This is a genomic window from Rhodococcus (subgen. Prescottella) equi (genome assembly GCF_003013675.1).
In the GTDB taxonomy this organism is placed as follows: domain Bacteria; phylum Actinomycetota; class Actinomycetes; order Mycobacteriales; family Mycobacteriaceae; genus Prescottella; species Prescottella equi.
Genome location: NZ_CP027793.1, coordinates 2,352,264 through 2,365,927 on the forward strand (window position 1 = coordinate 2,352,264; position 13,664 = coordinate 2,365,927).

15 protein-coding genes are annotated in these 13,664 nt (G+C 67.3%); 9 read left to right on the forward strand and 6 right to left on the reverse strand.

Annotated elements, in window-relative coordinates; translation table 11 throughout:
- Positions 1-322: 322 nt before the first annotated feature.
- On the forward strand, positions 323-625 hold the full coding sequence (locus tag C7H75_RS11120) for a DUF4193 domain-containing protein (protein WP_005513624.1): 303 nt from the start codon (positions 323-325) through the stop codon (positions 623-625).
- Between the two features lie 35 nt (positions 626-660).
- Here the strand turns inward: C7H75_RS11120 and C7H75_RS11125 are convergent, their stop codons facing one another.
- Positions 661-1,170 carry a DUF3093 domain-containing protein gene (locus C7H75_RS11125; RefSeq protein ID WP_013415815.1) on the reverse strand — a complete coding sequence of 170 codons (510 nt, stop codon included), beginning with the start codon at positions 1,168-1,170 and terminating at the stop codon, positions 661-663.
- Between the two features lie 18 nt (positions 1,171-1,188).
- Here C7H75_RS11125 and dut point away from each other — a divergent pair, with 18 nt between their 5' ends.
- Together dut and C7H75_RS11135 are read left to right on the forward strand one after the other, a co-directional pair.
- Positions 1,189-1,731, forward strand: a complete 543-nt coding sequence (dut, locus tag C7H75_RS11130) for a dUTP diphosphatase (protein WP_005513618.1) — start codon at positions 1,189-1,191, stop codon at positions 1,729-1,731.
- Between the two features lie 2 nt (positions 1,732-1,733).
- Positions 1,734-2,549, forward strand: coding sequence for a DUF3710 domain-containing protein (locus C7H75_RS11135; RefSeq protein ID WP_022595567.1), 816 nt, complete (start codon positions 1,734-1,736; stop codon positions 2,547-2,549).
- Positions 2,550-2,556: 7 nt separating this feature from the next.
- Here C7H75_RS11135 and C7H75_RS11140 read toward each other — a convergent pair whose 3' ends face one another.
- Complete coding sequence (locus C7H75_RS11140) at positions 2,557-3,279, reverse strand: alpha/beta fold hydrolase (protein WP_084963330.1); 723 nt, start codon at positions 3,277-3,279, stop codon at positions 2,557-2,559.
- A 202-nt stretch (positions 3,280-3,481) separates the two neighbouring features.
- Here C7H75_RS11140 and C7H75_RS11145 point away from each other — a divergent pair, with 202 nt between their 5' ends.
- Positions 3,482-3,859, forward strand: a complete 378-nt coding sequence (locus C7H75_RS11145; RefSeq protein ID WP_013415819.1) for an OB-fold nucleic acid binding domain-containing protein — start codon at positions 3,482-3,484, stop codon at positions 3,857-3,859.
- Positions 3,860-3,931: 72 nt separating this feature from the next.
- Positions 3,932-4,639: a DUF3159 domain-containing protein gene (locus C7H75_RS11150; protein WP_232286135.1), complete on the forward strand. Its 708-nt coding sequence runs from the start codon at positions 3,932-3,934 to the stop codon at positions 4,637-4,639.
- Here C7H75_RS11150 and C7H75_RS11155 read toward each other — a convergent pair.
- Entirely contained in the window at positions 4,616-5,272 is a 657-nt protein-coding gene (locus C7H75_RS11155; RefSeq protein WP_022595570.1) for a potassium channel family protein, read from the reverse strand. The genes C7H75_RS11150 and C7H75_RS11155 overlap by 24 nt on opposite strands.
- Before the next feature lie 46 nt (positions 5,273-5,318).
- Positions 5,319-5,984, reverse strand: a complete 666-nt coding sequence (locus tag C7H75_RS11160) for a potassium channel family protein (protein WP_064079648.1) — start codon at positions 5,982-5,984, stop codon at positions 5,319-5,321.
- Positions 5,985-6,196: 212 nt separating this feature from the next.
- Between C7H75_RS11160 and C7H75_RS11165 the strand changes: the two genes are divergently transcribed.
- From C7H75_RS11165 to C7H75_RS11180, 4 genes are all read left to right on the forward strand, one after another.
- A complete protein-coding gene (locus C7H75_RS11165; RefSeq protein WP_013415822.1) occupies positions 6,197-8,191 on the forward strand; it encodes an APC family permease in 1,995 nt (664 codons plus the stop codon).
- 13 nt (positions 8,192-8,204) lie between these two features.
- Positions 8,205-9,470: a class I SAM-dependent RNA methyltransferase gene (locus C7H75_RS11170; RefSeq protein ID WP_175280031.1), complete on the forward strand. Its 1,266-nt coding sequence runs from the start codon at positions 8,205-8,207 to the stop codon at positions 9,468-9,470.
- Positions 9,471-9,628: 158 nt separating this feature from the next.
- Positions 9,629-10,111, forward strand: a complete 483-nt coding sequence (locus C7H75_RS11175; RefSeq protein WP_005513606.1) for a MarR family winged helix-turn-helix transcriptional regulator — start codon at positions 9,629-9,631, stop codon at positions 10,109-10,111.
- A 44-nt stretch (positions 10,112-10,155) separates the two neighbouring features.
- A complete protein-coding gene (locus tag C7H75_RS11180) occupies positions 10,156-11,715 on the forward strand; it encodes an MDR family MFS transporter (protein WP_106852005.1) in 1,560 nt (519 codons plus the stop codon).
- Positions 11,716-11,819: 104 nt separating this feature from the next.
- Here the strand turns inward: C7H75_RS11180 and C7H75_RS11185 are convergent, their stop codons facing one another.
- Positions 11,820-12,650, reverse strand: coding sequence for an ABC transporter permease (locus tag C7H75_RS11185; protein ID WP_005513604.1), 831 nt, complete (start codon positions 12,648-12,650; stop codon positions 11,820-11,822).
- Positions 12,647-13,636, reverse strand: a complete 990-nt coding sequence (locus C7H75_RS11190; RefSeq protein WP_013415826.1) for a daunorubicin resistance protein DrrA family ABC transporter ATP-binding protein — start codon at positions 13,634-13,636, stop codon at positions 12,647-12,649. The genes C7H75_RS11185 and C7H75_RS11190 overlap by 4 nt, the downstream gene beginning before the upstream one ends.
- Between the last annotated feature and the right edge of the window lie 28 nt (positions 13,637-13,664).

Genomic DNA, 13,664 nt, shown 5'->3' on the forward strand with positions numbered 1-13,664 from the left:
CTCGAACTGGTGTTGGTGACGATTGACGGACAGTTTTCGACAGTGTCCGGTTCGGTTGCCACTTTTCGCGGCGCGTCGGCTATTGTCTGGCGGCCCCAGTCGTGAGAACACACGATTTCGAAAGGGTCCGTAGGAAGGCGGAAGTGAGGCGCAGGTCATGTTTTCCGAAAGGTGTTTCGGGCACTTCCGGAAGTCCTGAGGCGTTGTTCCAGCCGCAGGAATGTATCTGCCTGATCTTCGGTTTTCCAAGGATCGTCACACCTGTCGAGGAGTGACGGCCCGGGCACCGGGGATGTACGCACGAGGACGAGGGGAAGAGGAAATGGCAACCGACTACGACGCACCGAGGCGCTCGGAGACCGACGAGGTCTCCGAGGACTCGCTCGAAGAACTGAAGGCACGACGAAACGAGGCGCAGTCTGCGGTCGTCGATGTGGACGAGTCCGACACCGCGGAGTCGTTCGAACTCCCGGGTGCAGATCTGTCCGGCGAAGAGCTGTCGGTGCGGGTGGTACCCAAGCAGGCCGACGAATTCACCTGCGCGAGCTGCTTCCTGGTACACCACCGCAGCCGGCTCGCGAGTGAAGAGAACGGCGTCATGATCTGCATGGACTGCGCGGCCTGACGCCGGTCCCTCCGGTCACGCACGAGGAAGCGAGGCTACGCCTTGGGCGCAGTCCCGCGGCCGATGGCGGCCAGCAGTTCGGCTGGCCGCCTCGTGCTGACGAGCCAGTAAGGGGTCGGATCCTCCGGATCGTCGAGGACGATCAGAGCGGTCTGCTTGACCCACGACCGATTGGTAACGAATGCCGCCGGATCGAGCTGACGGCCCAGCGCGGCGCTCTTCGCCGACGGCGGAATGGTCGCGGTCCGGGAAATCACCGACAGCGGCAGATGTGCGCGACCGACCCGGAGCTCGGCGTCCGGCCCGTCGAACACCTCGATTCGTAGGCGTGAGACCCAGAGCAGCGCCCACACCGGGAACGGGAACAGAAGCACGTAGGGCAGCCAGGCCCGTACACCGGGAGACCCCATGTGGATCTCGGCGGCCAGGAGTCCTGCGATGAACAATCCGGCAGGCCACCACCACAACGGCACCCACAGACGTTCCGAGTAGATCGGTGTGCGGGTGTCGGGCGTGGTAGCTGCGGGCTGAGACGATTCGGGCACGCCTTCAGAGTAGTCTCGGTGCACGTGAGCGATCTTCCTGCCGTCGCGTTGAAGCGACTCGACCCCGGTATCCCGCTTCCCCGGCGGGCCCACGAAGGTGACGCCGGCGTCGACCTCTGTACTACGACCGACGTCACGATCGAACCGGGCCGCCGAGTCCTGGTCGGAACCGGCATCGCGGTCGCGCTCCCGATCGGTACGGTCGGTCTGATCCATCCTCGGTCGGGCCTGGCAGCCAAGACCGGTCTGTCCGTGGTCAACACCCCCGGCACGATCGACGCCGGCTACCGAGGTGAGATCAAGGTCTGCCTGATCAACCACGACCTCGAGACGCCCGTCGAACTGCGTCGCGGCGACCGCATCGCGCAGCTCGTGGTGCAGAAGGTCGAGCTCGTCGACTTCGTGGAGGTCGACACGCTCGACGAAACGGTCCGGGGGACAGGCGGCTACGGATCGAGCGGCGGACATGCGATCCTCGACGCGCACAATGCCGATCGAGCTGTCGACGGTACGGAAGGCCGCCCGCACGAGTTGACGCGGCAGCCGAGGGAAGGGGCCTGATCATGTTCGGACGTCGCAAGAAGAAGGAAGCCGAGCACGCGGACACCGCGCCGGTCGAGGCCACCCCGGTCGATCAGGACGTGGAGGACGCCGCGGAGTCCGAACTCGATGCTCCGGTCGGTGCGCTCGACGGCGGTCCGTACGACGTGAGCGAGCTCGGCGAGGGCGAGGAGCCGGCCGCGACCCGGCTGGATCTCGGGTCCGTGTTCCTGCCCATGCCCGAGGGGGCTCAGCTGCAGGTCGAGATGTCCCCGGAGGGCGCTCCGCAGAACGTCCACCTCGTGACCCAGTACGGCCGCATCACGGTGTCCGCCTATGCGGCGCCGAAGTCGCCCGGCCAGTGGCGCGAGGTCGCATCGGAGTTGGCGGAGTCGCTGCGTGCGGACAACGCCGACGTCAGCATCGAATCCGGTCCGTGGGGCCGCGAGGTGGCAGCCGCGACCCCCAACGCAGATCTGCGCTTCATCGGTGTCGACGGACCGCGCTGGATGGTTCGCTGCGTGGTGGCGGGGCCGTCCGGGGCCGTCGTGAGTGACGGTCCGCTCGTCGCGACCGCTCGGGCCGTTCTGTTGAACACGGTGATCGCGCGCGGAAACGATCCGCACCCGGTGCGCACGCCGCTGCCCATCGTGCTGCCTCAGGTTCTCGTGGAGCAGCTCCAGGCGGCCCACGCCCAGCAGCTCGCCGCTCAGCAGCAGGCCGCGCAGGAGCAGGCCCAGGCGACTGCGGGGCAGTCGCAGCAGCCGCCGTCCGGGAACGGATCCGAACCGCCGCGCCGCGGTGAGTCCGGTTCCGCGATGCAGCAGCTCGGTCTCTGACGGTCGCCTAGACCGGACCTGCCGTCGGGATCCGGCGATCCAACGCGGCCAGACACGCCCGTCCCAGCACACTCGGATCGTCGCCGACCGCTTGGAGTTGTACTTCGACGAGGTCGGCTGCCGGCAGCGCCGAGACCCACTGCTGCGCCACCGCGAGGGGGTGCACGGCGTCGTCGACAGCGGCCGCGATGCCGACGGGCACGCGCAGCCGCGCGAGGTCCTCGACGTCGAGCGCGTGGTAGGACGCCGCCTCCTCCAGAGCGGACGGCAGGTCGGGCCACTGGGATCGCCAGGAACGGCTCAGTTCGTCCGCCAGCCACGGCGGGCTCGACGCGGTCATCTCGGCGGTGACGGCGTCGAGTCCGTCGGCGCGCAGCCGGGACGCCGTGAAAACGGCACTGGCTGCCGCGGGTGTGCCCACGGGCGATCCCGTCCAGGCCGGCAGTGCCGCGAGCACGGCGCGAACCCGGTCGGGATTGTCGGCCACCCATTCGAGTGCGACGGCCGCGCCGATCGACACGCCCGCGACGACGATCGTCCCGTGCTCGTCGGCCGCGCGGTCCATGGCGTCGCGGTAGCTGCCCACCACCCGTCGCGGGTCCGGGTCCACCGCGATCGTCGCGACGCCTACCTGGGACAACGCCGCCCGGAAGGCGCGATCGACGAAGGTCGCGTCGGAGCCCGTTCCGGGGAGTGCGACGGCCACCGGGGGCCACGGCTGCAGCTGCATGGTTCGATCTTGCACTGTCCGTTTCACAGGGGATCAGGACGGCTGTGGTTGTCAGGTCACTTTAGGGTTACAGTGACCCTCATGGACCCCGCTCGGGTCCCTCACGGGACTCGGGCAGGATTCGTGCAAGACAAGCGTTATACCCAGATACAACCCTTCGTGCGACGTTCGGATACGTCGCCATTTGCTCCAGGAGCGCGCTATGGCACCCGCCGCGGCAGGCTACTTTCGCAGGCTGACTCGCCGACTCACCGAGGATCTCGAGCAGCTCGATGCCGAGGAGATGGTCGAGACCGCCCAGGCATCCGGCGCTACCCGCGCTTGCGACTGCACCAGGGGCGAAGAGGTCACCATGTTCGGCCGGCTCCGCAGTGTGGAGGCGTGTCCCAAGTCGGCCAATGCGAGTGTCCGGGCCGAGTTCTTCGACGGCACCGATCCGGTCACCCTGGTGTGGATCGGCCGCCGCCGCATCCCCGGCATCGAACCGGGCAAGACTCTGATGGTTCGCGGCCGGGTGGGTGACCGCGACGGTCAGAAGGTGATCTTCAACCCGTACTACGAGCTCCGTGGCGACTCCTGACCGACGTCGCTCTCCGGGCCCCGTTCTCCGTGCCGACGGCGGCTCGCCGACCGAATGTGGCACTCTCGTCGCGTGACCGAAACGAAGCAGCAGACGATCCTCGAGCAGCTCGGTGGACTCAGCGGGCTGATCTACTCGTCGTTGCCCATCGTCGTGTTCGTACCGGCGAACAGTCTGTGGGGCCTGGCGCCGGCGGTCTGGACCGCGCTCGGGGTCGCCGCCGCGATCCTCGTGTGGCGCCTGGTCAAGCGGGGTCCGATCCAACCGGCAATCTCCGGCTTCCTCGGGGTCGGTGTCTGCGCCTTCATCGCCTACCGAACCGGGGATGCCAAGGGCTACTTCCTCTTCGGCATCTACACGAGCCTGCTGTACGCGGCTGTGTTCCTGGTCTCGATCCTGGTGCGCTGGCCGCTCGTGGGTGTTGCATGGGGCTATCTGAACGGTCACCGGAACATCTGGAAGTCCCACAAGGGTGCGGTACGCGCCTACGACGTCGCGACGGCGGCGTGGGCGCTGGTGTTCGGGGCACGCTACCTGGTCCAGTCCGAGTTGTACGACGCGGATCAGACGGGCTGGCTCGCAGCTGCGCGCATCGGCATGGGATGGCCGCTCACCGGACTCGTACTCCTCGTGACGATCTGGGCGGTGCGCCGGGCGGACCGGCTGGTCGAGCCGGCGCCCGAGCCGCCGGACGCGGCCGCCGAACCGGAGGACGGGAAGCCCGCCTCGGCAGGTGAAGCGGGTCCGTCCTCGGGCTCAGATGTCGATCGCGGCGCGTAGCTCGTCCTCGACCTCCACCGCGGCGACGAACAGCAGCTCGTCGCCGCCCTCCACCGGATCGTCCGGCTGCGGGACGATGACCCGGCCGCCGCGCAGAATCGTCACCAGCGCCGCATCGCGCGGGAGCTTGATCTTGCGCACCGGCTTGCCGGCAAGCGGCGTGTCGTCGGGCAGTGTGATCTCGACGAGGTTGGCCTGTCCCTGACGGAACGTCATCAGGCGCACCAGGTCGCCCACCGTCACGGCTTCCTCGACCAGCGAGGCGAGCATGCGCGGCGTCGACACCGCCACGTCCACGCCCCAGGACTCGTCGAACAGCCACTCGTTGCGCGGATCGTTGACGCGGGCGACCACGCGGGGCGCCCCGAACTCCGTCTTCGCGAGCAGACTCACCACGATGTTGGCCTTGTCGTCGCCGGTCGCAGCGATGACGACGTCGTACGTCTCGAGTCGCGCGGCCTCGAGGAGGCTGAGCTCACACGCGTCCGCGTGCACCCACTCGGCTTCCGGGATCACGTCGGGTTCGACGTGCTCGAGCTTGCGTTCGAGCAGCATCACGTGGTGCTTGCTGCGGACGAGTTCACGGGCGATGGAGCGGCCGACAGCGCCGGCCCCCGCGATGGCGACTCTCATCAGGGACATCCAATCGGGTCGAACGGCAAGGGGGTCATGTCCGGGCTCACTCGTCCGACGGGGGCGGGTTGCCGGCCAGCGCGACCGCTTCCGCGACGGTCCCGGACACGGCGGCCACGTACACCTGGTCCTGGGCCTGGATGACGGTCTTGCGGTCCGGAAGGATCCCCGACCCGAATCGGATGATGAACGACACACGCGAACTCGTCGCCGTCTCCAGGTCGGTGATGCTGCGGCCCACCCAGTCCTCGTGCAGCGGCAGTTCGGTGACCACGACCGTGCCCGACGGATCGCGCCACTTCGAGATCTGGTCGTCCTGGGCGAGGGCGAGCATGAAGCGATCGGTGGTCCAGGGGACGGTCGCGATGGTCGGGATGCCGAGACGCTCGTAGACCGCGGCGCGTTTGGCGTCGTAGATGCGTGCGACGACCCGTTCGACACCGAACGTCTCGCGTGCGACGCGCGCGGAAATGATGTTCGAGTTGTCGCCGGAGGAGACCGCGGCGAACGCCTCGGCGCGTTCGATCCCGGCGCGAACCAGCACGTCGCGGTCGAATCCCATGCCGACGACCGTGTGACCCGAGAAGTCGGGCCCGAGGCGGAGGAAGGCGCTCTCGTCGCGGTCGATGACCGCCACTTCGTGGCCGATCCGGCTCAGTGCTGTAGCGAGGGACGAGCCGACTCGGCCACACCCCATGACGACTACGTACACCCGTCCACTCCGTTCATCTCACGTCAGACCCGACGGGTTGCCGCCGGCGTCGAATCGAACCGTACAGCGCGCCTGGGGAAGAGCAAGTATCCGCGGTCGTGCGGGGCGGGAGGGCGAGTGTCACAGCAGTTCGGGCGCAGAGTAATGTCGATGAAACGCCCAGAGCGCCGCCCCCGTGTCACGGAACTGTTCGGACGGCTTACGCTTTGGCGGTGTCGAAGGTTTCCACAGCCGCAAAACGGCTGATCCTGGGGCGGCCGTTCCGAAGCGACAAGCTTGGGCACACGCTACTGCCCAAGCGCATCGCGCTACCGGTTTTCGCCTCGGATGCAATGTCTTCGGTCGCGTACGCGCCCGAGGAGATCTTCCTGGTCCTCTCCGTCGCGGGCATCTCCGCGTACGCCTACACTCCCTGGATCGGTCTGGCCGTCGCAGTGGTGATGGCGGTCGTGGTGGCCAGCTATCGGCAGAACGTGCACGCCTACCCGTCGGGTGGTGGCGACTACGAGGTCGCGACGACCAACCTGGGACCCAATGCGGGCTTGACGGTCGGCAGTGCGCTCATGGTCGACTACGTGCTCACGGTCGCCGTGTCGATCTCGTCCGCGGCGTCGAACATCGGTTCGGCGGTACCGTTCGTCGCGCAGCACAAGGTTCTGTTCGCGATCGCGGCGATCGCGTTGCTGACCGCCGTGAACCTGCGCGGAATCCGCGAGTCGGGTTCCGCCTTCGCGCTTCCCACCTACGCCTTCATCGTCGGCATGCTGATCATGCTCGGATGGGGTTTCGCGCGGATCTACCTCTTCGGCGACGACGTCCACGCCGAGTCGTCGGCCTTCGATCTGCAGGCCGAGGATTCCCATCTGTACGGCATCGCCTTCGCCTTCCTCATCGCGCGCGCCTTCTCGTCCGGTTGCGCCGCGCTGACGGGCGTCGAGGCGATCAGCAACGGCGTGCCGGCGTTCCAGAAGCCCAAGTCGCGCAACGCTGCCACCACGCTGCTCCTGCTCGGCACGTTCGCGATCGTGCTGCTGATGGGCATCATCATGCTGGCCCAGAAGATCGGCATCGTCTACGCGCACGATCCGGACACCCAGCTCGTCGGGGCACCGGAGGGCTATCACCAGAAGACGCTGATCGCGCAGCTGGCCGAGGCAGTGTTCTCCGGGTTCCCGGTCGGCTTCTACTTCATGGCGATCGTCACGGCCCTGATCCTCGTTCTCGCGGCCAACACCGCCTTCAACGGCTTTCCCGTGCTCGGGTCGGTGCTGGCGCAGGACCGCTACCTGCCGCGTCAGCTGCACACCCGTGGCGATCGACTCGCCTTCAGCAACGGCATCCTGTTCCTCTCGGGCGCGGCCATCGCCTTCGTCGTGGTGTTCGGCGCCGAGGTGACCAAGCTCATCCAGCTCTACATCGTCGGCGTGTTCGTCTCGTTCGTGCTCAGCCAGACCGGCATGATCCGGCACTGGACCCGGCACCTGCGGGCCGAGACGGATCCGACGCAGCGTCGGCGCATGCAGCGTTCGCGGGTGATCAACTCGATCGGCCTCGCGATGACCGGCGCCGTGCTGATCATCGTGCTGCTGACGAAGTTCGCCGCCGGCGCCTGGATCGCCATCGTCGCCATGATCCTGATCTTCATCGTGATGAAGTCGATCCGGCGGCACTACGACAGCGTCGCCGCGGAACTCGAGGAACAGGAGTGGGACGGCGTCCTGCCGAGCCGAACCCATTCGATCGTCCTGGTGTCGAAGATGCACATGCCGACGATGCGGGCGCTCGCGTACGCGCGGGCCACTCGGCCCGACACCATCGAGGCGGTCACGGTCAACGTCGACGAGCCTGACACTCGCGCACTGGTGCGAGAGTGGGAGAAGAGCGACATCACGGTGCCGCTCAAGGTGATCGAGTCGCCGTACCGCGAGATCACCAAGCCGGTGCTCGACTATGTGCGCCGGGTCCGCAGGGACTCGCCACGCGACGTCGTGACCGTGTTCATCCCCGAGTACGTCGTCGGCCACTGGTGGGAACAGATCCTGCACAACCAGAGCGCGCTGCGTCTGAAGAGCCGACTGCTGTTCCAGCCGGGCGTGATGGTCACCAGCGTGCCCTGGCAGCTGAGCTCGTCGGAGAAGGTCAAGCGCGAACGGGTGGACAATGCTCCCGGCGCAATTCGGCGTGGATTCGAGACGGAAGACAAGTGATGGGCGGTTCGTGGTGAGTGAGGACTGGACGGGACGTCGACTCGAGGTCGAGTTGGGCAATCCCGGCCACGGCGGGTTCTGTGTCGCCCGGCACGAGGGTCGCGTGCTCTTCGTCAGGCACGGCCTGCCCGGCGAAAAGGTGGTTGCACTGGTGACGGAGGATCGCGGTGGTTCGTTCTGCCGCGCCGACGCCGTCGAGATCCTCGCACCGTCCCCGGACCGGATCGAATCGCTGTGCCCCATCGCGGGACCGGGCGGTGCCGGGTGCTGCGACTACTCGCACGCCACCCTCGACGCGGGCCGGTCGATGAAGGCGTTCGTCGTCGCCGAGCAGCTGCGCCGGATCGCGGGCGTCGAGCAGGACGTCGCCGTCGAGCAGCTTCCCGGAACCGGCAACGGAACCGGTTGGCGGTCTCGTGTGCGGCTCGCGGTCGACGCGTCGGGGCGTCCCGGCTTCCATCGCTACCGCAGCCTCGAGATCGAGACGTTCCTGGCGTGCCCGCAGATCGACCTGTCCGCGTACGCGGGGCTCTCCGAGCGGTCGTGGCAGCCCGGCGGCGAGGTTCAGGTGGTGCTCGATGCGGACGGCGACCGGCACGTGGTGGAGACCGCCCCGGCCAAGGTGTCGCGCACGGGCCGACGCAGTCCGGGACGACGCGGTGCGACGGCGCGACGAGCGGCGTCGTCGGGTACCCGGGCCGAGCGGGTCGTCATCGGCTCCGGCCGACCCGTCGAGCGGGTCGGCGGCCGGGAGTGGCACCTCGCGGCCACCGGCTTCTGGCAGGCACACCGCGGTGCGGCCGAGACGTATGCACAGGTCGTGGGGGAGTGGGCGCAGCCGTCCGCGGGTGACAACGTGTGGGATCTCTACGGCGGCGTGGGAGTGTTCGCGGCCACCCTCGCCGACCAGGTCGGGGTGACCGGACGTGTCGATTCGGTGGAGTTCTCGAAGCAGGCTGTGGCCGACGGCGGCGAGGCGTTGGCCGACCTCCCGCAGGTCCGTCTGCACGCGGCGCGCGTCGAGCGGGCCCTGCACGATCTGCCCACCCCCGACGTCGTGGTGCTCGACCCGCCGCGGACCGGTGCCGGCCGCGAGGTGGTCGACACGATCGTCGCGGCGGCCCCGCAGCGGATCGTGCACATCGGGTGCGATCCGGCGTCGTTCGCGCGGGACGTCTCCCTCTTCCGTGCGGGCGGTTACCGGCTCGAACGGGTTCGCGCTTTCGATGCTTTCCCCCTCACCCATCACGTCGAGAGCCTCGCGCTACTCACTCGATGACGTGGCGCCGGACACGGACCGGCCGCCCTGTTTTTACAAAAGCGCTGGTAGGGACCCTGAAATGCGGTATGTCGCATTTGGGAAGTAATTGCTTGAGGCACGCAACTATGCATATAGTTGCGCTCTGCAAGTAATTATGAGGGATGCGGGGTGCACGGATGGCGGTGCAGGCGGACACAGCGCAGGCCTTGGTCGATGCGATCTTCCTGTTCGGCCGTTCGCTGAAGAACGCGATCGCCGGTACAGCGGACGATCCGATCGCCCCGGCACTGGTCGCCGTGCTCGTCGCGCTGTCGGGCCGGGGACCGTGCCGACAGAACGAATTGGCGTCGATTCTGTGTCTGAGCCAGTCGGGGCTCAGCCGGCAGATGACCGAACTGGTCGACGCCGGCCTGGTCGAGCGTCACCCGGACCCGGACGACAGGCGGGCTTTCCGCGTCCAGGTCTCCGAAAAGGGCGACGAGGTGTTGCAGACCACCAAGGAACGCAGGTCCGCGCGATTGCGCGCCCTGCTCGGTGAGTGGAGCCAGGAGGAGGCGACGGCGGCGTTGACCGCTGTCGAACGACTCACCGACTCGCTGACCACGCGTCCCGACCCCTCGCCTCTAGTAGCCGATCAATGTGGGAGAGCACTTCGATGACGACACCAGTGGGGGAGAGCCGGGCAGGTACCGGTGAAGAGGCGATGACCCATCGCCAAATTCTCGAGGTCCTGGCAGGCCTCATCGCAGCGCTGTTCACGGCACTGCTCAGTTCGACCATCGTCTCGACGGCGTTGCCGACGATCATCGGTGACCTGAAGGGCAACCAGACCCAGTACGCGTGGGTCATCACCACCGCGCTGCTGGCCAACGCGGCGTCGACCCCGATCTGGGGCAAGCTCGCCGACCTGTTCAACAAGAAGATCCTGGTCCAGACCTCGATCGTGATCTTCGTGATCGGTTCGGTCATCGCCGGCTTCGCGCACAACGTGCCGGTGCTGCTGGCGGCGCGCGTCGTGCAGGGCATCGGCATGGGCGGTCTGACCGCGTTGGTCGTCGCGATCATCGGCAGCATCATTCCGCCCCGCGACCGCGGTCGCTACTCGGGCTACATGGGTGCCGCAATGGCGGTCTCGATGTCCGGTGGCCCGATCCTGGGCGGCGTGATCGTCGACAGCCCGCTCGGCTGGCGCTGGTGCTTCTTCGTCTGTGTGCCGATCGCGGTCGTCGCGCTGTTCCTGCTCCAGCGCACGCTGCACATCGCGACCGAACGCAAGGACGACGTCTCCATCGACTGGCTGGGCGCGACGCTCCTCACCGCCGGCGTCAGCATCCTGCTCATCTGGGTGTCGTTCGCGGGTAAGGCGGACTACTACGCGTGGATCTCGAAGGAGTCGGCGATCTACGTCGGCGTCGGCGTGCTGCTGCTGATCGCGACCGTGATCGTGGAATCGAAGGTCAAGTCGCCGATCATTCCGCTTGCCATCATCACCGAGAAGACCACCGGTCTGGCGATCATCGCGTCCATCGCGGTCGGTGTCGGGATGTTCGGTGCCACGACGTTCCTCGGCCAGTACTTCCAGACTGCGCGCGGGCACTCCCCGACGATCGCGGGTGTGCTGACCATCCCGATGGTGATGGGCATGCTGATCTCGTCGGTGGTCTCCGGCCAGCTGATCACCCGATTCGGCAAGTGGAAGCCCTTCATCGTGGGCGGCGCGGTGCTGTTGGTGATCGGTTTCGGACTGCTCGGCACGATCGACCACGAGACCAGCCTGTGGCTGATCGGCGTGTACATCGCGATCGTCGGTATCGGCGTCGGCAGCCTGATGCAGAACCTGGTGCTCGCCGTCCAGAACACCGTGAGTGTGCAGAACATCGGCTCCGCCAGCAGTTCGGTGGCGTTCTTCCGGACGTTCGGCGGTGCGATCGGTGTGTCGGTTCTCGGTTCGGTGCTCGCCACCCGCGTGACGACCCTGTCGGCCGACGGGTTCGCGAAGCTGGGTATCGACACGCACTCTCCGGGTAGCGGCGGCAATCTGGACCTGAACGCACTGCCGGGCCCGATCGCGGACATCATCCGTGGCGCCTACGGTGACGCCACCGGACTGCTGTTCCTGATCGCGGCGGCGGTCGCCCTGATCACGCTCGTGTGCGTGATCTTCATCCCGAACACTCCGCTGCGCCGGACCATCGACATCCAGAAGCCTGCCGATGCGGACGAGTCCGCGGAGACCGCGGATACCGCGGACATCCGGGCCTGACACACACTCCCAGGCGGTCGAGAACAACCGAGAACAACGAAGAGAACGGCCCGCAACCGATACCGGTTGCGGGCCGCTCTCTTCGTGGGTCGAAGAATCCGGGTCTACGTCTTGCGGTTGTACAGGCGCATCGTCAGCGGTCCGAAGATGACGATGAACCCGGCGCACCAGATCAGCACGCCCGACATCTGGCCGAACTCGAACGAGCCTTCGCACAGCGCGCGAAGAGTCGTGACTAGGTGACTGATCGGGTTGACCTCGACGAACGCCTGCAGCCAGCCGGGCATCGTCGACGGGTCGACGAAGATGTTGCTGGCGAACGTGAGCGGGAACAGGATGAACATCGACACGCCCATGACGGCCTGTTCGGTGCGCAGCAGCATCGCGAACATCGTCCACACCCACGACAGGCTGAACGAGAACAGCAGCAACAGCAGGACCGACAGCACCACTCCGACGACGCCGCCGGCCGGCCGGAACCCGAGGATCAGGCCCAGGATCAGCACGATCACGGATGCGATCGTGTAGCGGACGATGTCGCCGAACAAGGCGCCCACCAGCGGTGACGGCCGCCAGATCGGCAGGGAGCGGAAACGGTCGAAGACGCCCTTCTCGATGTCCTTGTTGAGCGTGAGACCGGTGTACATCGTGATCATGACGACGGTCTGCACGAGGATGCCCGGAATGAGGAACTGGACGTAGGCCCCGGTCGAACCGGCGAGCGCACCGCCGAACAGGAACGTGAACATCAGCGTGAACATGATCGGGAACATGGTCACGTCGAACAGCTGTTCCGGCACGTGCTTGATCTTGAGCAGGGCGCGCCACCCGAACGACATCGACGTCGACAGCGCGTTCGGCCGTGCCGGGCGCGGCCCGGGCATCTGCAGGACGTTGCCGACCGCCTGCGCAGAGGTGGTGATGGTGTCGGTCATGACGCGGTCCCCTCGAGGGTGTCGGAGTCTGCGGTGGTCTCGGCGCCGTGCCCAGTCAGGGCGAGGAACACCTCGTCGAGGCTGGGCTGGCCGAGCGCGAACGTCGTGACGGCGAGATTCTCGTCGTCGAGTGCGGCGAGAGCGCGAGCCACCCGCTGCGGGTCGTCGATGCGTGCCGTCAGCGCGGCGGGATCGGATTCGAGGTTGACGGGCACGCCGAGCGTGCGTTCGAGTGTCACGGCGGCGTCGGCCCGCCGGGAAGGCTCGGCGACGCGGACGTGCAGGGCTCCGGAGCCCACCGAGGCCTTGAGCTGGCCGGTGGTGCCCTCGGCGATGACCTTGCCGTGGTCGATCACGGCGATCCGGTCGGCCAGCTGGTCCGCCTCGTCCAGGTACTGGGTGGTGAGCAGTACGGTGGTGCCTCCCGCCACCAGGGCGCGGACGATCTCCCACACCTGGTTGCGGCTGCGTGGATCGAGGCCGGTCGTCGGTTCGTCGAGGAAGATCAGTTCGGGGGTCACGATGATGCTGGCAGCGATGTCGATGCGCCTGCGCATGCCACCCGAATAGGTCTTGACCTGACGTCCGCCGGCCTCCTGGAGTCCGAACGCGTCGAGGAGCTGGTCGCAGCGGGAGCGGGCCGCGGCCCGCGAGTACCCGTACAGCCGGCCCAGCAGCATGAGATTCTCGGTGCCGGTCAGATCCTCGTCGAGCGACGCGAACTGCCCCGTCAGGGACACCTTGGCGCGCACCGTCTCGGCCTCTTTCGCGACGTCGTGGCCCAGCACCCGGGCCGAGCCGCCGTCGATCGGCAGCAACGTCGCGAGCATGCGGATCGTCGTCGTCTTCCCGGCGCCGTTCGGACCCAGCACCCCGTACACACCGCCCGTGGGGACAGCGAGGTCGACGCCGTCGACGGCGGTGTTGGAGCCGAAACGTTTGATCAATCCAGTGGTCTCGATGGCCAGTGCGGTGCCGGATCTCATGTGGTCCCCATGGTCTCGTGTGAGCGAT